This window comes from Candidatus Cyanaurora vandensis (assembly GCF_013285555.1).
GTDB lineage: Bacteria > Cyanobacteriota > Cyanobacteriia > Gloeobacterales > Anthocerotibacteraceae > Cyanaurora > Cyanaurora vandensis.
In genome coordinates, this window is the sequence record NZ_JAAXLT010000211.1 from 1 (window position 1) to 23,188 (window position 23,188).

Here is a 23,188-nt window from a genome sequence, read left to right on the forward strand (position 1 = left end):
GCATATGGTTTCAGATTATTTACCAATATGCGCCATAGGCTGTTAGCAGCTTTCTCGAATTAAATTTAGCTGTTCACCACTTATATGGAAGAGCCTGTATTTTCTGGTGAAGGTGTGCCATAAAACAGGTCAAAACTAAGAGCACCGTACTTAATACCCTTGCGCAAGACATCAATCACTCCGCGCTTGGTGATTTCTCCTTGTAGGCGAGCAAGGAATTTTTGCCGCACCATACTGGTCTTATCCCGATGATCGGTGATACCTAGTTTGGCGTACTCCTCTGGCTGGGTTGTTGCGAGAAAGGTAAATAGATGCTCCGTATCTACGGCATATTCGCGGTCATAGTTCACTGAGTTACCTGCAAACCAGCCTGTGCCAACATACTGACCACCAGCATCGGCCGCGCTAGGAGTGGAACCGGAGGGTAAACCGTCCGTCCCTGTCATGTGGCGCATGATTAGGCTTTCGAGTCCCTTTTCGCTGGTGTCGGTGCGCATGGTTTCAGACCACTCCAAACATTGCTTTCACTGTGCCGTTGCCAATGAGGGACTTGAATCGCATGTAAGCCTTATTCTCATAACGGATACGACCGGCGGGAATAGCTGGACTGATACGAATTTGCTCGGCAAACTGCACGACACTCTCGGAGGAGGAGTGTTTCGTAAGCTGTGCAGATTCCCAAAGTTGCGCAGGGATCAATGACTCAGAAGCTAGTGCGTCAGCTTCGTTTTCATATCGGTCGGTTCCTGCTTGGCTTACATCATCAAAAAATGCTTCCACATCGTCTTGATCCAGGTGGAGTGCGACATGGGCAAGTTCATGGCACAAAGTAAACCAAAAGTTATCTAATCGGTCATGTCGTAGCGTCAGCGCCACTACACATGAGCCATCAGGCAATTTTAAGGCAGCACCATCCAAATGCGTTTTTGGGAGATGGGGTTCACAGATAAGGTGGATGCCGTTCTTGTTGAGGAACTCCCGCGCTAATAGGGGACCACTTTCGAGATAGCTCAACCGAACGACTTCTTGTAGAAATGCTGGTGTCACTGTACCTGGCTTGTAAGGGGGGAGGGATTCGCATAATGCAAGATTAGCCACGCGAATACGCCAAGCCATCAAAGCGTATTCATCTTGTTGGCAGCCATCGCGTATATGTTGGCGATTCAGGGTGGGGATCAAGGCATTGGAACCAAGGACTCCCACAAAATTGTTGATTAAGTCTTCTAGATTTTGCTTGGCCTCAGTTACGGTACCTGAAAATCCAGTAAACCAGCCCCGCTTCACCATTTCTGCTAACGGAAACTGGCGACCTTGCTCTAATACAACTTCGGAGGCAAGCTTTGCTCCTGGTTCCTGGAGGAGGACTTCCGCAGGGATGCCCAGCCCATTCACTAAGTTGCGGATCATGGTCAGGCTGAGGGGACGTTTGCCCGCGAGGATTTCGGATACTTTGGAGGCACTGCCGATATAAGCAACCAAGTCTTTTGCTTTGAGCCCCTGCTGTTCCATGCGGAATCGGATCGCCTCTACGGGGCTGGGCAGGTCAATGGGGTAGACTTTTTCCTCGTAACGCTCTACTAAAGTGATGAGCAGTTCTAGCTCGTCGCCATCGGGTGAACCGGGCTTGGCTTCAAAGAGCATTTCGATGCGGGTGAGGGCATCTTGGTAATCTGTTTCCGTCTTAATCACTTTGGGTTTCATTAGATGGTCTGCGCGTCTATTTGGTCGTATCTAGCGTGGGTGCCCAGAAAACGGATGTAGATGATACGGAACTCGTAGTTGATCCACACCACCAGCCGGTGCTTGTTCCCGCAGATATTGAACACTACCCGTCCGTCCTTGAGAATGCTGGCATTGCCATATTTCTCCTTTACGTCCGTGGGCGTTGCCCAATCTGCCGCTTTGGCTTCTGCGTGCCAAGCATCTAGCTCCGACTTTGCCGCAGGAACGCTAGCTCCGTACTCCACCAGGGGTCTCTTAGAAATGATGCGCATATCTAAGTTCCCATCTCTAAATTATACTCTCTTAGTTCCCAAAAAGGGAACTTTCTGCGCTCAATCATCTTCGGGCTCTAGGTCAAGAACTTGCTCAAGTGTCTCATCTACTGAATCCTTTACATCGCTAGGCAAGTCAGGCAGTTTAGCAGCAGCCTCCCGCACATCTAATTTACCCGTCACAATGTATGCTGTCAGCCGGGTACGGTATTCCTGCATTAGTGATATCTCGCGTTCGGTGCGGGTGATGGCAGTGTTGATCTGATTTAGCTCATTGTCGAGATAAGAAGCAATTCTTAACTGCTCTGAGAACGGTGGAAAAACAAAATGATGTGTACGCAGCTTCTCACATGTAAGATGGGCAATCGTGTTTTCGTTTCCATCAGCACTAAATATCCCAAGCCCAGCTATAAGTTACATTTGGTAAAATAAAATTCGTGGAAAATCATGAGCATTATTGATAGCTCGAACTCGATGCAGAGCCTTTTTAAATCCACATACCGGAATCTCTTCATTCCAAAAAGCGCATCGCCCTACTTGACCACCTTCACATACTAATAAGTCACCCTTTTTGAGGGTATAGCGAGCATATTCCTCTGGCTTAAAATCCATCACGGGAAGAACCCTAATTAGAATTCTGTCCCATTGAACGTCACGATTTCTTAGGTAAGGGATTAAGTAGCGTCCGGTGATACGTTTAGCATCTAGCATTTTCCCAAGTTCGACAGTATAGCGCATTCTCAAAGTAGTCACCTCCCAATGCGCCGGAATATCTCCAAGCCAAGGAACTCCAGAAGGTTTCAGTGGCACATCGGGGTCAAGTCCACGGGTAACAGCATGGTGAATGATTGCCTGTTTCTGCTCGTTCAGGAGTGCGATAAGCTTCCGTTTGGCGCGGATAAACCCGTCGATTTTTTGGTTCACATGGTCGAGGAATCGAACAATGGCAGCTTGTTCCTCTGAGGGAGGTACTACAACACGGAACCTGCCCAGTATCGATTCGGCTATTGCTGGGTAAGCAATACCCACAGATTCCGCTGTGACTCGGTCAATAAACGGACTACTCTGTGCGAGGTAGCTTACAAACTTCATGATTGTTCCAGTCCGGGGGGTTATTACTGCAAAACCAGTAGAGCAAACAAGGTTGTTGGCTTCCTCAACAAAGTAAACTGCTTTCAAGTAAGTTCTAACAGTTGAGACCAATGTATCTCCGACATGAACAATACGTCGCGCTCTTGAAGGCGCATCGCTAAATAAAAGTTGCTGAGGTTTATTTGTTAATCTTCCGGTTCCGACCGAACCAATATCTAAATACTTAAACTTATAATTAGGTGGCGTTGTTTCTAGGAGCACCTCGGTATTTATCTTGACCCAATGCTTAAGTGGCTTAATTTTCCAATGCTCTGGTATTTCTCCAATGAAAGGAACACCCGACTCTTTATATTCCGCATAGGGCTTAAGTCCCTCAATCATGTTGGAACCCCTCAATTAGATTTACAGATAACGCACGAAAAAATATCATAGGTTCTCTCCAAGCTGTTGTAATGCCACAAGCACCACTTTTTCTCTCCAGACTTGGAAACGCTCCTGGATACGATCAAGAGGTTCATTGTAAAAAAAGATAAAAGCTTCATCAGCAACAGGAAAAATAGACACACTTTTCTCATCTTCACCCGTGTCACGAAATTTCAGAAATGGAGCGCAGACCAAACTGCCAGTGAAAGGGCGACCAATTCCGTGAAAAGCAAAGACAAGGTATGCGCGACGCTCCCAAAACATATTTAAAGATACCCAAGATTTGTAAGATAAAGTATCTGCAAAGTACTTCAAATAGTTACGAGCATTTTCGATGATCTGAGCACGGAAATAATGATCTGTTTCTGAATTAGATTGTCTGACTAATGCATTTCCTTCGGAGCTTACACTTTGCAGCACTTGCTGAAGATTTGGCACGAGCTGCTCAAGGTAGGATTCGGTGTCTGATTCCAACACTTTTGCATGTTCTAATACTTTATAACGCTCCTGTTCTAAGGATGCCTTAGATTGTTTTGCTACCCTCAGCAAGCTATCCATCACAGAAACGATATCTACCCCGGTAGAAAGAATATTCTCAGATAATGCGGTAGCTTTGCGGAACTGAACACGCTGTAGAGTAGCGAAGAGGTCAACCAGTGGTTTCAGATCACCATGATCTGCCGCCTCAAGCGCATCCAAATATGCGTTCTTGTCATCGCGTGTAACAACTAAAGGGAAAAGATCTGCACGGACTAGAATCATTGAAGCAAGTGCTCGACAAACACGACCACTACCATCTTGAAATGGGTGAATCTGGGAAAACCGATGATGTAACCAAGCAGCTTCTACTTCAGGTGCAATATTATTTGACCGATGTGCATGATGCATAGCAACCAGGCGATCCATTTCTGAGGCTACTTGCTCAGGAGGGCAGTAGGTGATTAACACTCCATCCCTAGTGGGATAGTTTGGTTGGGTTTTCCAGGTACCCTTAATCAGAGGAATTTCAGTCAAATTGCCGAGTGTGTCTTGTGCATCTGTATGGCTCTGGCTATGTAGAAGTGCTGCATGTAATTCCTTAATATAAGAAGTAGAAAGCTCCCGCCTTTGAGTAATAAAGTTAAAAATTCCCTCCAAGGCATTTTGCTGATCCCTTAATAAATTGAGCACATAACTTGTTGATTTATTCGTAGAGCCATGGGTGAGAAACTCGGCCTGGAAACCGCGTTCAATTAGTGTCTGGATAATCCCACGATCTATCTGATAAAGGTTTTCGATAATCCCCGTCTCAATTGCCCATTCTCGACTTAAGCGTTCCGTGAACTTAGTTAATTGGCTCGTGCCTTGCAATCGTTTTTTCTGTTCCGCCCAGATATTTTTGATACTTTCAATTTCGGATGCTGCAAGTTTCTTCCAGGGAATATCAATATCTGTAATCCCGGTTTCTATTTTCCAAATGGACTTAGTGTTGATGCTCATGATTCAATGTTCCTTTAGTGATTTCACTCAACAGCCCTTCTGTTTCTTGCTCTAATGCGAGAATGTCGGCGCTAATCTCAGCGAGCGTTCGCAGTTTTGGCGGTTGGTAGAAATGGCGCGTGAAACTAATCTCATAACCAATCTTCGTGTCCGCCTCCACAATCCAAGCGTCCGGCGTATAGGGTAAAACTTCACGCTGAATAAACGCCTCAATACCCCCTTCTTCCAGCAAAGGAATCTGCTCGTTATCCCGTAATTCACTGTCAGGTTCGTACTCAACCACACAAGTCTTCTCATCAATCACCGCCTCGAATAGCCCGTTTAGGGGATTAGGTTCAGCCTTTCCCGGCTTGTAGACTTTCTTAATCACACAGGCGGCATCCTCTTCACGCCAACTGACCGCATTAATAATGAGTTTCAGGTCGGCAGCATTAAGCTTAAGGTTGAGCTTTTTCAGGACAGTATCAACTTTTTCCAGGAAAATATTGTGGTCTTCAAAAAGACCATCCTCCAAAACTTCGCGGAGCTTGGTAGCCGTTTCGACAAGTTGGGCATCCCGTCGCCAAGTCGCTTCACTGAGAAGTTTCTTTTTTTTACTATCGGACAGAGATTTTTTCGCAGAGCCATTTTCGCCTTCCTCGTCCTCCTCAGTATCCGCGCCCCAGTCGTTAACGAGCTTTTCCAGTTCTTTGCGGACGGATGCAGGGTTTTCAAAGAGCGCATCGCCAAGTTCGTTGTAGAGCACCGTGCGGATATCTTCATCTCCTGAGGCAAAACGCAGAGTCTCAATGCGCTGGCGGGTGAGTTGGCTATGAAGGCGAAGCGGGCGCTCAACTTTTACCTTCCAGTAACCAAAAGCAGCATTGAGGAAGATTTTTGACTGGGGTGTTTCCTCAAAAGCGAGGAAGGTATCACAAATGCGCTGGATATCTTCGGGAGCGAGTTCACAGTTCTTCTTGCCCATGTTCTTGCGGAGGGGACGGAACCACTGAGTGGCATCAATGAGTTGTACCTTACCCTTGCGGTGTTCGGGCTTCCGGTTCGTGAGCACCCAAACATAGGTGGCAATGCCTGTGTTGTAAAAGAGATTCAGGGGCAGAGCGACAATAGCCTCCAACCAGTCACTCTCAATCACCCAACGGCGGATATTACTTTCACCCTGACCTGCATCTCCGGTAAAGAGGGAAGAACCATTGTGTACTTCGGCAATGCGACTCCCCAAAGGCGTGTCGTGCTTCATCTTGCTCAGCATATTGGCCAGGAAAAGCATCTGACCGTCACTAGAGCGCGTGATAAGGGAATATTCTGAATCACCCGCATGGCGAATAACAAAACGTGGGTCTTTGAGTTCTTTCTTGCCTCCCATGCGCTCTAGGTCACTCTTCCAGCTCTTGCCATAGGGTGGATTAGCGAGCATAAAGTCAAATTCGCGATGACGAAAAGCATCATTTGCCAAGGTGGAGTACTCCGGCCCACCAATGATGTTGTCCGCTGCATCACCATCCCCTTTAAGTAGAAGGTCAGCTTTACAGATGGCGTAGGTCTCAGCGTTAATTTCCTGCCCATAGAGGTGGGTGGCGACTTGTTTACCGTGCTTCTCGGCAATTTTCTTGAGGGTTTCCTCCGCCACAGTTAACATACCGCCCGTACCGCAGGCGCAGTCATAGAGTAAGTAAGTTCCAGACTCAATTTTATCCGCCACCGGCAGGAACATCAAATTGGCCATAAGCCGGACTGCATCACGGGGTGTCCAGTGCTCACCAGCTTCTTCGTTATTCTCTTCGTTGAAGCGCCGGACAAGCTCCTCAAACATAGTACCCATTGAGTGATTATCCAGACCCGGCTGGTCACCCACGAAGTACGGGCTGAGGTTCATGTCTTTGTCGAGAAACTTCTCAATAAGTTGACCCAGGGCATCGGCTTTAGAGAGACGTGGAATCTGATTACGGAATTCAAAGTTAATGAGAATATCCTGAACATTCGACGAGAATCCGTCGAGATAAGCTTCAAAATCATCCTTGAGTTTTTGCTGGGTAGCGCGTGATTTAAGGTCGCGCAGGAGAAACGGTGAGGTGTTGTAGAAAGCCTGTCCAGCGGCATTACGGAGGGCATCAGCTTGATTCACGATCCCCGCTAAGTCCAGAGCATTCTTCATCTCCAGCACCTTCTGCTTGGTTGGTTCCAACACAGCATCCAGGCGGCGTAGAACTGTCATCGGGAGAATCACATCGCGGTACTTGCCTCGCACATAGACATCACGCAGCACATCGTCGGCAATGTTCCAGATGAAATTAGTGAGTCCGTTGAGTTGGGCTTGTTCCATGCTTAGTTCTCGTTCTCTTAAGGGTGCATCAAAGATTCAGCTGTAGTGAACCCCAGTATTGAGACAGGTAGTTAAGAGGTTGTTGATTTCGCTCAAACCCTGCTGGCGGTAGATACCCCAGCGCGGAATGTAACCGCTTTTGATTGTACACCTTTTCCCAGAAATGCCCGATGGCTGCTCTGGCATCAGCCAAGTTCTCGTACTCGTTCAGGTACACCTCCATGCTTCGCGAGCAGGCTATATACTTCAACGTTTTCATCAACCGCTCAGCACGAGCATTATCCTAGGGGTTACCCTTGCGACTCATGCCGATGCCCTGCGCCTGAAGCGGTCTGATGTAGGATGCATATTGCACTCCCCGGTGGTCGTGATGCACCAAACCTGAACTGACTGCACGGTTGGTTAACGCCATCTGTAACGCTGCCATCGCCAAACTCGCCTCCAGAGTCTGCCCCGCCCAGCCAATACCGCGACGGCTGTAGGCATACCACTGCCAAGTAGATGAACTTCGTGCCCAGACGGATATCGGTAATATCGGCGGCCCAGACTTGATTCGCTCTTACCACATCTACGCCTGATAGTCAGCAAGGCCAAACCTTGTGTGCCTTTGCTGGAGCACTTGTTGAAGGTTTTGGGTACAGTGCTTCAATCCCCATGGCGGCCCTGAGGCTTGCAATTGACTCTGTAGCCTTGCTCGTGCAGCCAAACGCACCTGCGCCGAGAACCGTAAAAGGGTCTCAACATACGTGAGTTGCCCAATTTGTCGATAGAGCGTATCAACCAGGGCAGCATCTTTGTTCTGTTCTGTAACATGCTGGCCCGGAAACAGGGAAGGAACGCCATCTAGAAGCATCTTTTTCCCTTGGGAGATCTGGACAGGATGCAACTGGAAACGAGCTGCTAATTCAGCAATAGTGTGCTCGCCTTTGAGCACTTCAAGAGCCACTTTAGCTTTGAGGTCAGAGCTGTACTTTTTACGAGATTGTGCCATGGAAATACTCCTTCTGATAACCAGTTTAGGGGCAAGAGCATAACTTAGCTGGCTGTCCAGATTACCGGGTCCACTTCAAACAGTCAGTCTTTTAGAATTTAACCGCAAAGACCGCTTGATAATACGCAAACAGCTATTCGACTAAGGGAAAAACCCTTCCCCTAAACCTTAGCGTAAAGTCCTAAACTGTTGCTCCCAGTGGCGGGGATGAGACGGGCGGCTCCCCACCAGATACTGCGGAGGAAATTTTCGTAAGTGAGTTTCCCTTGGAGATTATTGCGGCCTAGACCCCGGTTGCCCTTGCCCCCTGAACAGTGGAGGAAGTCCCCCGCGCCCATGTAAATGCCCACATGGGTAGCACGGCGGTTATTCTCGCTGAAGAACAGTAGATCGCCCGCTTGCAAGTTCGCCAAATTCACGGGGCTAGCTTGGACTTTCTGACCGAAACCCTGTTGCTGGTAAGTGTCGCGGGGGATAGCAAGACCCGCCAGCCGATATACCGTTTGGGTGAACCCGGAACAATCCAGCGCGGTCCCGTAAGTGCCTCCCCAGAGGTAAGGGTAAGGCGTAGTCCGGCTCTTCTCGTAAAAAGCCTGGGCGGACTGGATAACCTGGGTGCGGACTTGGGCCGCTGTCTGGCTCAAGGCTAAAGGGCGCGTCGGGGTAATAGCGGTATCAGTAGGAAGAATTGCCCCCGCGTCATACCGCTCGGTATCGCTCAAAACCATTACACGGGGTTGCTGCTGCCACTGTCTAAACTCAGCTGGGTCCAACGCCTGTACAGTATTTTGCGGGAGCCAACCCCGGTAGCCGTCCCACTGCCGCAGTACCTCATAGCCCTTGGCTTCTGAGGCCAGCAAAAGTAAGGTATCCCCCTGCACTGCCTGGGAAACTAGTTCACTGGTGCTATCGTTCTTCGCCCGTAAATCCACGCGACGAGCCGTAACCACGGCGTAGCAGCGCGTACCCACCTGGGGATAGGGAAAGCTAGTTGTTCGGTCCTCGACTGTTTGCGGGCGAAACTCAGCGGTCAGAGCCGTGTGTTCCTGGGGCAAGAGGACCCGCCCGGTGAGGATAATTTTTTCGCCTTGGGGTTGGGCTTGGACCTGAAAGACGGCCCCCGGCCCGTAGTTGGGCGGAAGTTGCCGTTGATAACGCGCCAAGGGGTCCTCCGGTGCCGCCATCGCCTGCCAACTCCCCGCCATTCCGGTCAACACCACCCTGCGCTTCAACATCCCGTACCCCTATCCCTTAACATAGGATTTTAAACGCTAGCAGGCATATCCATGGCATCGCTGGTCCTGAGTGACCTAATTCAACAACATCTCCACCACGCCCTCACGATGGCTTTCAAAAATGGGCTGGGTCAACTCACGGACCCCCCAGAGCTAATGAGCGTGGTCATTGAGAAACCCAAAAATCCCGACCACGGTGATTACGCCACACCCATCGCCCTATCGCTGACCAAACTGGCAAAAATCCCGCCCCGCGCCCTTGCCCAAGCCATCGCGGACCATTTAGAGACCCCGGATTTAACCCTGAGTATTGCGGGACCGGGTTTCCTCAATGTCCATCTAAGTGATGCACTGATTGACCGGGGCTTGCATGAGGTTTTGGCCCAGGGCGCGGACTACGGACGGACGACTCCCCGGCGGGCTGAAAAAATCTTGCTCGAATTCGTCTCCGCCAACCCCACCGGACCCCTGCATGTGGGCCACGGACGGTGGGCGGCCCTCGGCTCTGCCATTGCTAACTTATTAAGATTCGCCGGACATACCGTCACTTGCGAGTTCTACATTAATGATGCAGGCAACCAGATGAACCTGCTGGGTACTTCCTTGCAAGCCCGTTACCGCCAAGCATTAGGTGAAGACTTCCCCATGCCCGAGCAGGGCTACCAGGGTTCCTCGATTCAGGAGCTGGCCCAGACGCTCTTACAAGAAGTAGGTGATAGCTGGCGGACCCAGCCCGACCCTGAGTTCCGGGAATACGCCTATCACCAGATGTTGGCCCAGCAAGAGCAAACCCTCCGCGCTTTTCGCACCGAGTTTGACCATTGGTTCAGTGAACGGACCCTCCATACCGGGTCGCCCTCGGCCATTGAGCAGGGTGTGCAAGCGTTAGACCAAAAGGGTTATCTCAGGTTAGAGACGACCCAGCTTGAGGACGGCAGTGAACAAGTTGCCACCTTCTTCAAAACTACCGAGTTTGGCGACGACAAAGACCGCGTTCTCAAAAAGTCCACGGGCGAATACACCTACATGGCTGCCGACATCGCCTACCACCACGCCAAACTCCAACGGGGCTACGACCGCTTAATCAATATCTTGGGCGCAGACCACCATGGCTACGTCCCCCGGCTCAAGGCCATTGTCCAAGCTTTTGGTTATCCCCCCGACACCCTGGAAGTCATCATCGGGCAACTCGTCAAACTCTACCGCCAAGACCCAGTGACCGGGCAAAAAGAAGAAGTCCGTATGTCCAAACGTACCGGGACGGGCGTGACCGTGGATGACCTGCTCTACGGCATTGATAGCCCCAAGGATGCTGTCGGTGTGGATGCGGCGCGGTGGTACCTGCTCAGTCAGTCCGCCGATTCTCCGGTAACGTTTGATTTGGATTTGGCGGTCAAACAGCGCAATGACAACCTCGTTTTTTATGCTCAGTACGCCCATGCCCGTACCTGTTCCCTAGAGCGCAATGCCCAGGAGAAAGGAATTATCGCCCCGGACGAATTTCACTTCCTCAATGAGACGGGTCAGCTAATCTTTACAGAACCCGAGGAACGCAAACTAGCCCTAGTGCTCCTCGCCGCCCCCGAGGTTTACCGTTTAGCCGCCCAGGAACGTGCACCCCACCGCGTCGTGGTTTATCTCGTCGAAGTCGCGGACCTGTTCAACAAGTTCTATGACCGTTGCCGGGTTTTTGGCAGTGTCATCATCGAAAATCCTCCCTTGGCTCACGCTCGTTGGGGCTTATTTCGTGCCAGTCAGCAGGTCCTTGCCAATAGCTTGACGTTGTTGGGCATTGACCATCCCAACGCTATGTGAAGTAGTTGAGAGCGCGTCAAAGCAGAATCAAACCTAACCGCGCCCCTAAAGTAACCGCCCCGGTGTGATTTGCTAAAAATAACTCTCCCAGACACTGCGTCCAATTTGAGCTGCTAAAGCAGGAGGCACAGCATTTCCTACCTGTGTGAACTGTCGTGCAGAAGCACCAATGAATACGTAATTATCGGGGAACGTTTGAAGGCGTGCACATTCCCTAACACTTAATGTGCGTGGGATTTCTGGGTGCAAGTGCGAGCGACCTCCACCACCCGTACCGCCAGCAATGACCGTCTTTGAAGGTAATGAGGGGTCAAGCCTATCTACCCTTCCTAATTGATCCCGCCGTCCGTAATCAAGCCTCATGTAACGAAGAATGGACTCTGCCTTGTGCTCGCGCGTTTCGCTATTGAGCAACTTCGCTATGCCACTATCCAAAATACTCCCCGCACTGATGCTCTCTGCGCGCGGTACAGGACGGTTAAACACGCTGCGACCGCGTGTTCCAATAATGAATAGCCGCAATCTTTGCTGAGGGACACCATAGTGCGCTGCATTAAGCACGAACGGCTCTTCAACGTGATAACCGTTGATTTGCAATTGCTCAACTGCCATTGCTAACTGTGCACCATTATCAATGCTGCGTAGTCCTGATACATTCTCGATGACAAATGCTTGTGGCCTGAACTCGATGATGAGGCGCAGAAAATCAAAAAGAAGGCTTCCATTTTTTTCGTGTAAAAAGCCTACTCTCTTGAAGTCGTCACTCCATCTTGCAAATCGCTGATTCGCCGCAATTGAGAACGGCTGACATGGGGGACCGCCGACAAATAGCCCCTCAAACGGCGTCTGCACTAGCGATGTAAGAGCTTCGGCGATGTCATCGAAGCGGGATACATCACCTGAATGCGTTGGAGGGCCGAAGACGTTCCAGTTTGGACGATTGCGGCGTAGCGTTTTGCAAAATAGCTCATTAATTTCAAATGCAGCCACATGGTGATAGCCTACGGCTTCTAGCCCCAAATCCATTCCGCCACAGCCCGAGAAAAAGCTCACCATGGGTATAGGTTGGCCTTCTAATCGGAACTCATCTAGCACAGGAGGAAAATTAGCTCTGTATAATCTAGTGCGCGAATTTTCGTAAATCAGGTCATCATACGACCAATCGGCATTTGCCAAGACCTTAGTAAGTGGTTCGTCGGTTCGTTCTGCTTTTTCAAGCAGCTTAAGTTGCTCCCTAATACGAGTATTGGTTAAGCCGAATGCTCTAGTAGTCATAAAATTAGGCCAGGGAAATGAGATTTCATTTCTCGGTATACTGCTTGAGCTTCATCACCACTCTTAAAGTCTTTACGGTCATTAGTATCAAGCCACATATCGTAGTAGCGATGTATCGCTCGGTGGCAACTTGGACACACTGCAACAAGGTCTTTAAAAGTAGTGCTCCCCCCTTCAACGCGAGTGCCAGAAGAAAGTGGTAGAAGATGATGTACGTCTAAAATGCGATTTGTCCATGGATATGTTCTTTTAGTATTTGGAGCACAGACATCACAAATCGCAGTTGGATTCGCCGCGAAATATTCTCTTCGCAGACCAGCGTTACGCTCGATAGTAATATGCGTCTTCTTAACCTTACTTCCCTCTTGAAATCCGCTTTCCACTACCTCTCCAATAACTGTATTGAGATAGTCAAAAACGATACTGGTACTACCGCCCTTAAAGAGCTCGGCTAGCCTGCGTATTTCTGCTTCACGGTCAACTGCGCGGGGACCGGAAATTGGAGCTAGATCGGCAAAGATTTCTTGCGCGTCTGCCGGATTTAGAGAAACAATGATTTGATTACTGCGGACGTGAAGATAAGAAATTTGGGTAATAACTTTCAAGCTCTCACGTGCTTGCCTACGCAGGTCTGCCGGGACACTCCTACCAGAAGCTTCATAGCTGGAACTCAAGCTGACAACTGAAATGAATTGCTCTTCGTCTTCACTTCCATCGAAGCCGCTAGTCCGATATGCACCGATAATCTCATCAAGCCCAGCGACAGGGCTTGTAGTGATCACTGATTTTGCTAGAAGGTATTTGAGCGCAAACAATAGAGGATATCGAAACTCTGCATCCGGTCGCCAGTCAGTTAAAGCTGGCGCAGGCTCGGTAAACGCGCAGAGTAGGAAGTGGAGATACTCATCACAAGTGACTGCTCCTGGTCGGGAGAGAATGCTCGCGATAGGCGTAGGTTGAGCATCTTCACCAACTTCGCTTACTAAAAGGGTGAGTTTGAGAACACGAGAATAGTTACGCCAAGGCTTGTAGTCTAGCGGTGCAAAGCTTAGTCCGGTCTCAGCAGATAGGCTTGCCCTATCCGCTGCCTTGAAATTATGCGCCTCAACATAGGCCGCGATTTGCCGCAGGACATCAAACTGGAAGTATTCTAGGCGTCCTTGATCCCAAGGCCACATAATCACAGGTACTTAGATGAGCTTCTAGACTGTTTACAGGTAATAGTGTCCACGAAATGTGGGTTGTATGGCAAGTACGTAGGAATTATATAATTCATCCTTTGAATGCTATGTCTTAATTTATCTGTGTTCTCAGAATAAGAGAGGTCTGATACGTCAAAGCAGAATCAAACCTAACCGCGCCCCTAAAGTAACAGCTTCTGTGCGGCTAGAGGCATTGAGCTTGGTGAAGAGGGAGGCGACATGGAACTTGACGGTGTGTTCCGAGATATTGAGACGACGGGCAATCGTCTTGTTCCCGAGGCCCTCTGCCAACATCGTCAAGACCTCTCCCTCGCGGGGCGAGAGTGCGGAGACCAGGGTAGGACGTTCGGGGAGGAGGGGCAATAGGTCCAGGAGTTCGGCTTGGAGGACGACTAAGCCACTTGCGGCAGCAAGGACCGCCCCGGTAATCTCCATAGCACTCGCTCCCCGAGCCAAGACCCCCCGCACCCCTGCCCGCAGGACCTTCAAAACCCAGGCCGAGTCCGGCTCCTCCGTAAGCAGAACCCAGGCCGGGGACTGAGTGAAGGGAGGAAGATCGTCCTCAGGGTCAAGGTCAAGCAGAACCACATCGGGGTGTAAGTCCAAGAGCGGGGCCAGGACACTGCCACTGGCTAGGACACGCAAGGCGGGCTGGGTCGCTATCACTGCCTCCAACCCCGCCCGGACCACCACCGACTGCGCGACCACCACCACCTGGATCATGCCGCCGCCTGTGTAAACCCGACGATCACGGGGAGCGACTTACCCCCGCGATTGACCATCAAACTCAGGTTGGGGGGAGCTTGGGCTAGGCTATCTGCAAGCTGCTCGGGGGTGATAGAGAGGAGGTCCCCTTGCAGTAAACCCGCCCTCGCTGCCGCACTTCCCGGTTCGACAACCAGGACCAAGGAACCGCTCTGAACGGCTTGCACCGTCACCCCCAACCGCCGACCCGGACCCTGCAAAAATCGCTGGATGACGGGACTCGGGATGGCGAGAGCCAACCCGCCTAGCACCCGACTATTCACGCCAATCACCCGGCCTTGGGCATCGGCGAGGGGACCACCGGAGTTACCGGGAGCTAAACGCACATCGGCTTGGACCCAACGCCCACCTGCCCGGTGAACCACGCCCCAGGATACCGCCCCCCGGACTCCCAAAGGATTGCCAACCGCTAGAACCAGTTGACCGGGACACAACGGGTAATCTCCGCTCACGGCTGGGGTGATTGCAGGTAGCCCCACAATCTTGAGGACCGCTAGATCCAACTCTGGAGCGCGGGACTGGACTTCAGCGGTAAAGACCTCTTGCTGCCAGCGCACCCGCACCCCTGCACTGGGGACGACATGGGCATTGGTGACAATTAAGCCCGCTCCCCAAATCACCCCGGAACCCTGACTCCCCCGGCGGGTTTCAATCTGGACGGTGACCGTCTGGAGTCGGGCGGCGACGGCTTGTAACGCTTGGTCGAGCATCTCAGCCTCCCCGCTGGGGCCGTTCGCCCACGCTAATAGTGAGTTCAGTCAATTGCCCGCCCCGGATGACTTGGGCAACGACGGTTTGGCCCACCTGCTCCGCTCCCAACAGTCCTAAAACATCACCGGGGTCAGCCACGGCAGTCCCCGCCAACCGGACTAGCACATCCCCGAGCAATATTCCCCCTTGGTCCGCCGGGGAACCCGGCTCGACATTGACCACAATCACACCGCCGCTTAAGTCCAAGCTCGCGCGGAGGTTTTCGGGGAGGCGCACGGGTTGCATCCCAATCCCCAGGTAGCCACGGGTCACTCGGCCTTGGCTCAGGAGTTGCCCGACTACGCGCCGGATGGTCACGACCGGGATGGTGAGTCCCAGATTACGCGACAGGCCCGCCGTATTCATCCCCAATAATCCGCCTTGACTATCTACCAAGGGTCCGCCGGAGAAGCCCGGATACAGATTCAAGTCTGGTCGCAGGAACTGGTCAATCTTGCCGCCCCGCCAAGTCCGCCAGCCCCCACTCAGGGCACTGACCACCCCCAGACTGGTACTCACCCCTTCTTCATTACGGCCCAAGGCTAAAACTATCTGTCCCACCTGGGCAGCGGGGGCAAATCCGGGTAGGGGTAAGGTCTGGTCTAGGCGGAGTACGGCGAGGTCCGTACTGGGGTCACGACCCACCAGGGTCGCGGGGGCTGTGCCACCCGTGGGCAAGATTAAGGTCAGGTCTTCGTCTCGGCGCAGGGCATGGTGGGCGGTGACAACTACCCCTGCTTGCCAAGACATCCCGCTCACCGTATGGCGTTGACGGGCATCTACACCCACCACCCATTGACCGGCCTTGGCGACGGTCGCCGCGAGTTGGTCGGAGAAGGCTATCAATAATTCACTGGTCATCATTTCCTCTGGGTCCTGTCCCTAGCATCCCGGCTGGGGCACCCGCCGCACATCCGTAAAATGGGGAGCTAGCGACCTGGAAGAATGGCTAGGATTGCCAGACTACTGAAGGACGGAACGACCATAGGATTTGAAGGTGAGGTAGCGGATGAGGATGCGGCGCACATCATTAGGGATACCCCGGAATTTGCCACCATCAAGAGCATCCTGACTGACGCGACGGGCACTCTTGCGCTGAGCCGGAGACACTATCTGGATCTGCTGCAACATCTGTCCATAACCCACGAAGGATTTTTGGTTTTCTAACAGGGGCAAGTCACCGATAGCGCGTTTTAAATCATCGGTGTTGGCGTTGAAACCATAGAGATTCCCTAAAGAGGCTACCCCCGGCCCCAAGGGTGTGCTGGGGTCTGTACGGGTCTGCTCGGCTAGGACCATGGGCACATTGGCAATGGGGATAGGGTTGTTATCTAGATTCATGTCAACGTGCTGGTTACTTGAAATGCTGATAGTCTGGGCGGTGATAGTTTGCGTCTTGATGGCCCAGGCGGGATTGGTAGCGAGGGCGAAGAGTAGGACAGCGGAGGTGAGGCGTGAGGGGTAGGTCATGATTGCTCCTAGTCACCAAATTCCAAAAAACTTGCGCGGTAACTGTAATCCAGACTCGACACTGCCAGTTTTGTCATTATAAATACCAATTGGGTTATTTTTCTCGATACCCTGGATAATAAAAGGACGATAGCCGGGATACTCAATGGTTAAAGTATAAGTGCCTAGGGGTAAGTCTTGGTCACAAATAATTAAGCCTGGTTTCTCTTTATCGTTGCATACGTATAATTTCTTATTTTTTTCATGGACAACCTTAAGAGTACTCAACCGAGTTTTAGCCTCCGGTGGTACCCGTATCCGCACCATCAAACCACCAGACTTAGCAACTCGTAAAATCTCTTCGTCACTTACTGTCGGTGGAAGCGCACTAAAATCTGAAAATCCTAGGATAACTATCACTACAACCGTCAAAACACCAAAAATTCTTAAAAATAGTGATTTCTTACCACCCGTGGATTTCTTCTCAGGTGACGGCCTAGGGGTTACTTTAACCGTCACGCTTATGGGTTCAACGGTAATATCTTTTGCGCTACCGAGAATTTGGAAGGTATGCAAACCGGGAACAGCAACATCAGCGGTTAATTCGAGTTCGGCTTGTGTCGTCACCGGATTGGTTAAAAACCTGACTGCCAAACCAGGGGGTACCCCTCGGGAACTGAGGGTTAGGGGACCAGCGTAGGCTATGCGTTCAAGCGGAATCGTGAGAATTGTTTTTTCCCCAGGGCTAAGGACTGTTTGTCTAGGTACCACAAGACTCAAGCTGGGGCGGGGTAATATCGTGACAGCTACTTGAACCGGAAGAATAGTTATTCCCTCAGCAGTGGCGGTGAGGTTAATTACATAATCGCCTGGGGCTACATCTTTTAAGGTGTCTACCGTTATATTTATGAGTTCATCGTAAGTCGTTTTAGGAGAGAGGAGTACGGTTGCCCGGGCGGGTGGATTACCCAAACTAATCTGCACTGGCTTCTTGTAATTAGTACGATTTAAGCGGATAACTCCCTTCGCACTAGCCCCAGCAAAAATCTGCAAGACTGGGGGTTCTAACTGGACTGCGGCTGCAATAACGCTGGGACTCGGTGGCGGGACTTCCTTTGGAATCGTCTCGCTCATAGCGGCAGGATTAAGCTCCCCCAAAACGAGAGAAATACCCTCCTCGGTTCCGCACCAGAGTTGCCCGCTATGGTCAAGACATAGACAGTTGACCGCGCCCGAAATTTGCTCTACCAGCCGCCAAGTCCGTTTCACAACCCGGACTCGCTGACCTACCACTTCTGCTGCGTAGACCCATAGCCCTTTCTCTGTGCCACACCACACCTGTCCTTGGGGGTCCTCTAGCAGACAACGGACTTTCTTGGTCTCGAAAACTAGGGACCAGACTTGAGCTTCTCGCCGCCAGACGCCCTTTTGTGTCCCACACCAAAGATTTCCCTTCTGGTCCCGGAGGAGACAGGTGATGTGTTCACTCTTTAATTCTTCAACAACACTGAGCTGGTCATCCAGCAAATAAACCAAGCCACCCTCAGTCCCACACCAAACGCCTCCGGTGTCTGTGGTCAGGACACTCTTGACCCGGCGGTTGGGCAGACCATCCACCTCATCAAAAACCTTATTAGCGTTCCCATGCTGACGCAATAACCCGCTGTTGGTCGCAAACCAGAGGCGCGTTCCATCCCGGACTACCATCCGCACATCACTACCGGGTAAGGGAAACGGTACCTTAACCCACCCGTCCTTAAACTCCAACAACCCGCGATTCCCGGTCCCGCACCAAGGCGGAGCTGTGCTACCGGGCGGAGCGTAGAGGCACTTGATATTAAGCTGGTTCCCTGCTGCAGAGACGTTACCGCTAGTCAAGTCCTGCCGCAAAAGGCCATCCTCAGAAGTCCCGAACCACAACCCCCCAGCGTATTCCAGTAAACAGGTGACATTCATCGCTCAGCCCTAATGAGAAAAAGACCCGCGCAAAATCAGGTAGTGACGATTATGCCTTTCTCTACCAGTTGTAACGCACCACCTCGCTCACGGAAAATGGCTGGTTTCACTAGCTTCTTGATCCGCGACCCCGTGCCTCCCCCTTGACGGTCAAAGGTATATTCAATGACTTGAATATTAAATTTCCCAGGAATAGGAAAAGCTTCAATGCTCCCTGAGGCTCCCTCAATACAGTAAAATCCTCCAAGCTTACTTGCTTGAAGTTCAGGAACCGCACCTTCTCCAGCAGTAACTTCATTTATATTGTGTATAGATTCCACTGAGGGAGACCAGGAGCTGATCAAAGCATTTTGACGGTCTGTATTATCCTGATAACGTTCTAAAACGTCATTATAAAGAGTGACAGAACTTTTATCAGATGAAGAATCAGAAGTGTTTGACATTTTGGTGGATTGAGTTGTAAATTTTGCGTTAGATGAACTTCCCCATGGATCTTTGGGAGGTGAATTATCCTGACTGCTCATCTTTGCAACAGCCTCACTAAATTCTTTTCTTAAGTTTATCACCTGCTTTTCAAAATCTTCAATCCTTGCATCAGTAGCCCTACTATTAACTGGACCCGGACCCATAGTTGAAGAGTTAGCTGATGAAATTCTCTCTTCTAGTATCTTTTTCCACTTGCGATTAGACTCAATTTGTAGCCAACCCAAGCCAACCAAGCCAAGAACTAATACAGAAAGAGCTACACTCTGAATCAGATTGTTCCAGTTGTTCTCAGCAACACTATTCTGAATATTACTTTTGTTTTGTTTGATTTCAGCAATATTATTCCAAATAATCTTCCTTTCTACCTGCCTTATTTCTTCAACTAGCTGAGTACAATTGTCTTTACTTGCTTTTTGAAGATAGTTAGAAGTGACATCAAAAGACTGCTCACTTAGGTATTTATCTAGTGTTTTACTCCCACGCGCCTTTTTTACTTCTGACTCCAAGCCGATACATGTCTTTTGCGCCAAAACAGGTTCCACCAAGAGTAGTAAAACACAACAGCTTCCCACTAAGTAGGTAGCCAATATCAAAGACCTTACCAAGGAGCGTTTACTTTCCATTGGCCCACTTCTCCGTCTCCAGTTCCAGGAGTTTGCGAAGTGCGATGATGAACAGCGGCTGGGTATCAATATCGTTAGCCTCTTTACCCCCCACATTATCCAACTCTTCTTGCAAGTGGTTACAGATGTCTCTTTCCAGGTCGGGTAGATTGATTTTACAAACTAACGAGTCCCTGGTTGCCGCGTAAGCATTGAAGGCTGTGACAAAAGCTCGTAACTGGGTGAGTTCATTGGGTACTTTCAAACCCTGCGTGAGTAGTTCTCCAGTGATATTCTCATTCCAGGAGAGCGGTTGACCGTCTGCGCCTAAGAAATTTTCACCTGATAATTGAATTTCTTCTCCCTTATCTACTTTAAGTTCCTTGGGTGGCAGAAGTAAACCATAGACAGCCTCAGCCTTGGGTTGATTGCTGACTTTGACCGTGAAGCCGGGACGCTCTGCCAACCCAGAAGCCTCCTTGAGAACTCGTTGAAAAAGACTGTTCTGGCTACTGTCTCTGTCCCATTGCCCCTGACCCAACCAACTAAAAATACGCGCCCCATTACCCCCGACACAAATATTAGGGAGGACATCGACCGACCATTTACCCTGCTCCTCCAGATAGCGCAACATTAACCCAGCATAAAACACAACGCCAGAGGTACCCAAGGCAAGCAGATGGAGAAAACGATAAAGGGGGTCGCGTGGGTTATCGCTATCAAAGATCAAACTTAACTTATCTAACAAACGGTCCCCTTCTCTGCCGTTCTTACGTACTCGCACAGAACGGAGATAAGAATCAATAACTGTATAGTAACTAGGTTGACTGAGTGCAGCAGCAATTGTACTTGCGAAATCCTGTCCGAGGGCGGTAAAAGCAGCAGGATTGGCCCGGAGGATATTCATGAACATGGCCTCCCCAGCAAACTCAACTGAAGATTGTTGGAGAAGGATAGACCGCCCCATTACTGAGATATCTGAAGTTCCACCGCCGATATCAATACAGATCATTTCGGTCAGGGAAACTTTTTCTTTCTGAGCAAAGTAGAGGGCCGATGCTTCACTTTCAGTCTTTTCGTACACGCCTTGACAGGTAACTCCGATAGTCGGTGCATTCTCCTTGATATTACTCCAGGTCCTCATAAAAGCATTTTTAAGCCCTTTAGACAGCACACTGGGATAGGAGACGTACCAATTAACCGAAGTCACCCCCTCAGCCGCCGCCTCAACCATACATTGCAGGGCTAATTGCTCTAGGAAGCTTACGGTTAACTCCTTAGCCTCAATGCTACCCCCCATCTTGAACCGCGACTTGACCCTATCTATCTCCAACGTGCCCGACTTTAGAAATTCCCCCGGCTTCACATAACGGATATTACCCACAAGAAAAGGGACTTTTTGGGTATCAGTCAAAGCAGTTAGTTCAGGACGGTAGAGCGTAGCAAAAGGAGTTTCTGGCTCAAAAGTCGGCAAGAAATATTTCACAATTTGCGGGATCTGGGACTGTTGTTGACGGGGGGTGACGGAGAAAAAGTGCTGTTTCAAGTGCAATGGGAGCGGTTCAATCTGGTCCCCACGCCGCACGTAGACATGGGAGGCCGAGCGACCAAAATCCACCCCAAAACTCCAGGTATCCTGGACGGGTGTAACTTTCCGTAACGATTTGAGGACCAAGCAACCGACGGGGACTCTTTTTTCCTTGATGTAGGCTTCACAGAGCAGTAGGGAGGGGGCTTTACTGGAGCGTGTTACTTCGCGGATGTCCGTCTCACTGACTTCAACGCGCAGGTCGGTCACTTCCACCTGTTCGCTGGCTCTCCAGTAGGGCTTAGCAAAAAAGACATCAGCCCGGTCCGTCGAGTCTGTCGCATTGTAGGTGTAGTAGAGCTTCCACTGGTCAAAGGCGAAATTGGGCCATACCTCTAGGTCAGGCACCTCCGTCCGCCGCACAATGTCCTCGCCACTGTATTCACGTTGGACCAAGAGGGTGCGGGGTTTGCCGTCGTAACCCGCCAAGGTCAACGCTAGTTCAACCAGAATAGTTTCTTTATTACCCGCCGTAATCCGCAACCGTTCCCCTAAATCCTTGGGACTATAGTAATCAAGGAGCTTGGTACTGATGGGGAGGACGGGTACAGCGTTATAGTTTCGATACACGAGGTCCCTCTGACCCCGGATCTCCTCAATCCCACCGAAGGGCTGATAGCCCTCGGAGAGGGTGAGCAATAGTTTGTCAGTGAAAAAGTCCTCCGGGCGGCACCACTCAGCCTGGAGCGCACTCAAGTTCTTGCCATTCAACGTCGTCGGGTCAGTACCCAAACGGTCAAAGTCAAGACTCGCTAGGGTTTCATTCCCTGCTAGAAATACCTCACTCGGTCTACTAACGCCCCATTTCGCGGCGAGGTTGCGGTCAAGGACCAAAAGTTGTTTGGCTGGGGAGTAGCCCACACTGGGGACGAGCGCGACCGCTGATTCGCCCACGGGACGCTCAATCTCCTGCACCGGCTGGTTCAGTAAGTTGAAGATGCCATGGCTGAGACCGAGGGGGCGACTGTTGAACTGGGTCTGCTGGGACGGAACGACGGCATCGCGCTTAAGAGCATTGATATAAGTTTGCAGAATATTGAGCAACCCACTGACCAAACGGCGTTGCTTACCATCCCTAGGATTGATATAGTCAACCTCCAAGGGTTCCTTGAGTCGTTGCTCCAACCAATCACTGAGAGCGGCTTTTTCGAGACCCGATAGGACGTTGACCGGGTCTTGTAACCAACCGTCCACAAACCACGTCACCCGACTGTCGAGACGGCCCCTGAGTTCAGCCGCCGTACAGACCAACGTGGTCGGAGAGGTCATCCCGATACTGTTGGGGGTACCGTCGCGGTTGTCTGGGTCCCCATAAAAAAGCAGATGTAACCGCGACCAAGCCGTATTCTCCGCCAGGGTCTCACTCGGTAATAGCCGATGGGCAACCCGGAGGAAGGAGGAACGCTCAGTACCCGTAAGCTCTAGGGGCTGGGTGAAAAGGCTGAGTCCCAGTCGCTCTTTAAGCGCAAGGATCGCTAGGAGGCCACGCCACTCTCCGAGAATCCGTTGATGTAAAGGATGGTTAGCGTCGTAGAGCGCGGTGCGAAAGAGGAGCGGTCGTGCCCACAGATCCGGGATTGAGTCAATACTGCGGGCGGTCTCCGGGAGGCTGGGGACCTTGAGACTGGCGGCTACATCGGCGAGGAGTTTCGTCGCTCCCTTACCCCAGGTCCCCGCCCGGTCCAAAGCCGGAACCGTACTGTCCCCGTCATTAAGCTTGGGGAGGAGGAGACGATTGTTGGGGATACCGTTCATGGAGGTCC

General features: G+C 50.9%; 19 protein-coding genes and 1 pseudogene. 1 reads left to right on the forward strand and 19 read right to left on the reverse strand.

Annotated elements, in window-relative coordinates:
- Positions 1–80: 80 nt before the first annotated feature.
- The 10 genes and pseudogenes from HFM78_RS14880 to HFM78_RS14920 all read right to left on the reverse strand — a co-directional run bounded on the left by HFM78_RS14880 (position 81) and on the right by HFM78_RS14920 (position 9,537).
- A complete protein-coding gene (locus HFM78_RS14880) occupies positions 81–497 on the reverse strand; it encodes a hypothetical protein (RefSeq protein WP_287130242.1) in 417 nt (138 codons plus the stop codon).
- A gap of 4 nt (positions 498–501) precedes the next feature.
- Entirely contained in the window at positions 502–1,701 is a 1,200-nt protein-coding gene (locus tag HFM78_RS14885) for an ImmA/IrrE family metallo-endopeptidase (RefSeq protein ID WP_287130243.1), read from the reverse strand.
- Positions 1,701–1,994, reverse strand: coding sequence for a type II toxin-antitoxin system HigB family toxin (locus tag HFM78_RS14890; protein ID WP_287130244.1), 294 nt, complete (start codon positions 1,992–1,994; stop codon positions 1,701–1,703). The genes HFM78_RS14885 and HFM78_RS14890 overlap by 1 nt, the downstream gene beginning before the upstream one ends.
- A 60-nt stretch (positions 1,995–2,054) precedes the next feature.
- Positions 2,055–2,213 (reverse strand): hypothetical protein, encoded by a 159-nt coding sequence (locus HFM78_RS14895; RefSeq protein WP_287130245.1) that lies wholly within the window; start codon positions 2,211–2,213, stop codon positions 2,055–2,057.
- Positions 2,214–2,408: 195 nt separating this feature from the next.
- Positions 2,409–3,467: a restriction endonuclease subunit S gene (locus HFM78_RS14900; RefSeq protein WP_287130246.1), complete on the reverse strand. Its 1,059-nt coding sequence runs from the start codon at positions 3,465–3,467 to the stop codon at positions 2,409–2,411.
- Positions 3,468–3,512: 45 nt separating this feature from the next.
- On the reverse strand, positions 3,513–4,988 hold the full coding sequence (locus tag HFM78_RS14905) for a Fic family protein (RefSeq protein ID WP_287130247.1): 1,476 nt from the start codon (positions 4,986–4,988) through the stop codon (positions 3,513–3,515).
- A complete protein-coding gene (locus tag HFM78_RS14910; RefSeq protein WP_287130248.1) occupies positions 4,972–7,311 on the reverse strand; it encodes a class I SAM-dependent DNA methyltransferase in 2,340 nt (779 codons plus the stop codon). The genes HFM78_RS14905 and HFM78_RS14910 overlap by 17 nt, the downstream gene beginning before the upstream one ends.
- 28 nt (positions 7,312–7,339) lie before the next feature.
- A pseudogene (locus tag HFM78_RS16415) lies at positions 7,340–7,582 on the reverse strand (integrase core domain-containing protein); the annotation flags it as partial.
- A gap of 297 nt (positions 7,583–7,879) precedes the next feature.
- Complete coding sequence (locus HFM78_RS14915; protein ID WP_287130249.1) at positions 7,880–8,302, reverse strand: transposase; 423 nt, start codon at positions 8,300–8,302, stop codon at positions 7,880–7,882.
- Positions 8,303–8,463: 161 nt separating this feature from the next.
- The gene (locus tag HFM78_RS14920) at positions 8,464–9,537 is read right to left on the reverse strand and encodes a C40 family peptidase (RefSeq protein ID WP_287130250.1); all 1,074 of its coding nucleotides are present in this window, start codon (positions 9,535–9,537) and stop codon (positions 8,464–8,466) included.
- Between the two features lie 51 nt (positions 9,538–9,588).
- Here HFM78_RS14920 and argS point away from each other — a divergent pair, with 51 nt between their 5' ends.
- Entirely contained in the window at positions 9,589–11,352 is a 1,764-nt protein-coding gene (argS, locus tag HFM78_RS14925; protein ID WP_287130251.1) for an arginine--tRNA ligase, read from the forward strand.
- Between the two features lie 72 nt (positions 11,353–11,424).
- Here argS and HFM78_RS14930 read toward each other — a convergent pair whose 3' ends face one another.
- The 9 genes from HFM78_RS14930 to HFM78_RS14970 form a co-directional block, all read right to left on the reverse strand.
- Positions 11,425–12,408 carry a DNA cytosine methyltransferase gene (locus HFM78_RS14930; protein ID WP_287130252.1) on the reverse strand — a complete coding sequence of 328 codons (984 nt, stop codon included), beginning with the start codon at positions 12,406–12,408 and terminating at the stop codon, positions 11,425–11,427.
- A gap of 215 nt (positions 12,409–12,623) precedes the next feature.
- Positions 12,624–13,805, reverse strand: coding sequence for an HNH endonuclease (locus HFM78_RS14935; RefSeq protein ID WP_287130253.1), 1,182 nt, complete (start codon positions 13,803–13,805; stop codon positions 12,624–12,626).
- Positions 13,806–13,961: 156 nt separating this feature from the next.
- Complete coding sequence (locus HFM78_RS14940) at positions 13,962–14,552, reverse strand: response regulator transcription factor (RefSeq protein ID WP_287130254.1); 591 nt, start codon at positions 14,550–14,552, stop codon at positions 13,962–13,964.
- Positions 14,549–15,304: a S1C family serine protease gene (locus HFM78_RS14945; RefSeq protein WP_287130255.1), complete on the reverse strand. Its 756-nt coding sequence runs from the start codon at positions 15,302–15,304 to the stop codon at positions 14,549–14,551. The genes HFM78_RS14940 and HFM78_RS14945 overlap by 4 nt, the downstream gene beginning before the upstream one ends.
- A gap of 1 nt (position 15,305) precedes the next feature.
- Positions 15,306–16,205: a S1C family serine protease gene (locus HFM78_RS14950; RefSeq protein WP_287130256.1), complete on the reverse strand. Its 900-nt coding sequence runs from the start codon at positions 16,203–16,205 to the stop codon at positions 15,306–15,308.
- Between the two features lie 102 nt (positions 16,206–16,307).
- The gene (locus tag HFM78_RS14955) at positions 16,308–16,814 is read right to left on the reverse strand and encodes a hypothetical protein (protein ID WP_287130257.1); all 507 of its coding nucleotides are present in this window, start codon (positions 16,812–16,814) and stop codon (positions 16,308–16,310) included.
- Positions 16,815–16,826: 12 nt separating this feature from the next.
- Complete coding sequence (locus HFM78_RS14960; RefSeq protein ID WP_287130258.1) at positions 16,827–18,749, reverse strand: two-component regulator propeller domain-containing protein; 1,923 nt, start codon at positions 18,747–18,749, stop codon at positions 16,827–16,829.
- A 35-nt stretch (positions 18,750–18,784) separates the two neighbouring features.
- Positions 18,785–19,822, reverse strand: a complete 1,038-nt coding sequence (locus HFM78_RS14965; RefSeq protein ID WP_287130259.1) for a hypothetical protein — start codon at positions 19,820–19,822, stop codon at positions 18,785–18,787.
- 25 nt (positions 19,823–19,847) lie between these two features.
- Entirely contained in the window at positions 19,848–23,180 is a 3,333-nt protein-coding gene (locus tag HFM78_RS14970; protein ID WP_287130260.1) for a hypothetical protein, read from the reverse strand.
- Between the last annotated feature and the right edge of the window lie 8 nt (positions 23,181–23,188).

What these genes read in the sequence shown, in the direction of transcription:
- HFM78_RS14880 (WP_287130242.1), bottom strand. Translation starts at nt 497, where the DNA reads ATGCGCACCGACACCAGCGAAAAGGGACTCGAAAGCCTAATCATGCGC.
- HFM78_RS14900 (WP_287130246.1), bottom strand. Translation starts at nt 3,467, where the DNA reads ATGATTGAGGGACTTAAGCCCTATGCGGAATATAAAGAGTCGGGTGTT.
- HFM78_RS14960 (WP_287130258.1), bottom strand. Translation starts at nt 18,749, where the DNA reads ATGAATGTCACCTGTTTACTGGAATACGCTGGGGGGTTGTGGTTCGGG.
- HFM78_RS14955 (WP_287130257.1), bottom strand. Translation starts at nt 16,814, where the DNA reads ATGACCTACCCCTCACGCCTCACCTCCGCTGTCCTACTCTTCGCCCTC.
- HFM78_RS14945 (WP_287130255.1), bottom strand. Translation starts at nt 15,304, where the DNA reads ATGCTCGACCAAGCGTTACAAGCCGTCGCCGCCCGACTCCAGACGGTC.
- HFM78_RS14910 (WP_287130248.1), bottom strand. Translation starts at nt 7,311, where the DNA reads ATGGAACAAGCCCAACTCAACGGACTCACTAATTTCATCTGGAACATT.
- HFM78_RS14890 (WP_287130244.1), bottom strand. Translation starts at nt 1,994, where the DNA reads ATGCGCATCATTTCTAAGAGACCCCTGGTGGAGTACGGAGCTAGCGTT.
- HFM78_RS14950 (WP_287130256.1), bottom strand. Translation starts at nt 16,205, where the DNA reads ATGACCAGTGAATTATTGATAGCCTTCTCCGACCAACTCGCGGCGACC.
- HFM78_RS14970 (WP_287130260.1), bottom strand. Translation starts at nt 23,180, where the DNA reads ATGAACGGTATCCCCAACAATCGTCTCCTCCTCCCCAAGCTTAATGAC.
- HFM78_RS14885 (WP_287130243.1), bottom strand. Translation starts at nt 1,701, where the DNA reads ATGAAACCCAAAGTGATTAAGACGGAAACAGATTACCAAGATGCCCTC.
- HFM78_RS14905 (WP_287130247.1), bottom strand. Translation starts at nt 4,988, where the DNA reads ATGAGCATCAACACTAAGTCCATTTGGAAAATAGAAACCGGGATTACA.
- argS (WP_287130251.1), top strand. Translation starts at nt 9,589, where the DNA reads ATGGCATCGCTGGTCCTGAGTGACCTAATTCAACAACATCTCCACCAC.
- HFM78_RS14915 (WP_287130249.1), bottom strand. Translation starts at nt 8,302, where the DNA reads ATGGCACAATCTCGTAAAAAGTACAGCTCTGACCTCAAAGCTAAAGTG.
- HFM78_RS14920 (WP_287130250.1), bottom strand. Translation starts at nt 9,537, where the DNA reads ATGTTGAAGCGCAGGGTGGTGTTGACCGGAATGGCGGGGAGTTGGCAG.
- HFM78_RS14895 (WP_287130245.1), bottom strand. Translation starts at nt 2,213, where the DNA reads ATGCAGGAATACCGTACCCGGCTGACAGCATACATTGTGACGGGTAAA.
- HFM78_RS14935 (WP_287130253.1), bottom strand. Translation starts at nt 13,805, where the DNA reads ATGTGGCCTTGGGATCAAGGACGCCTAGAATACTTCCAGTTTGATGTC.
- HFM78_RS14940 (WP_287130254.1), bottom strand. Translation starts at nt 14,552, where the DNA reads ATGATCCAGGTGGTGGTGGTCGCGCAGTCGGTGGTGGTCCGGGCGGGG.
- HFM78_RS14930 (WP_287130252.1), bottom strand. Translation starts at nt 12,408, where the DNA reads ATGGTGAGCTTTTTCTCGGGCTGTGGCGGAATGGATTTGGGGCTAGAA.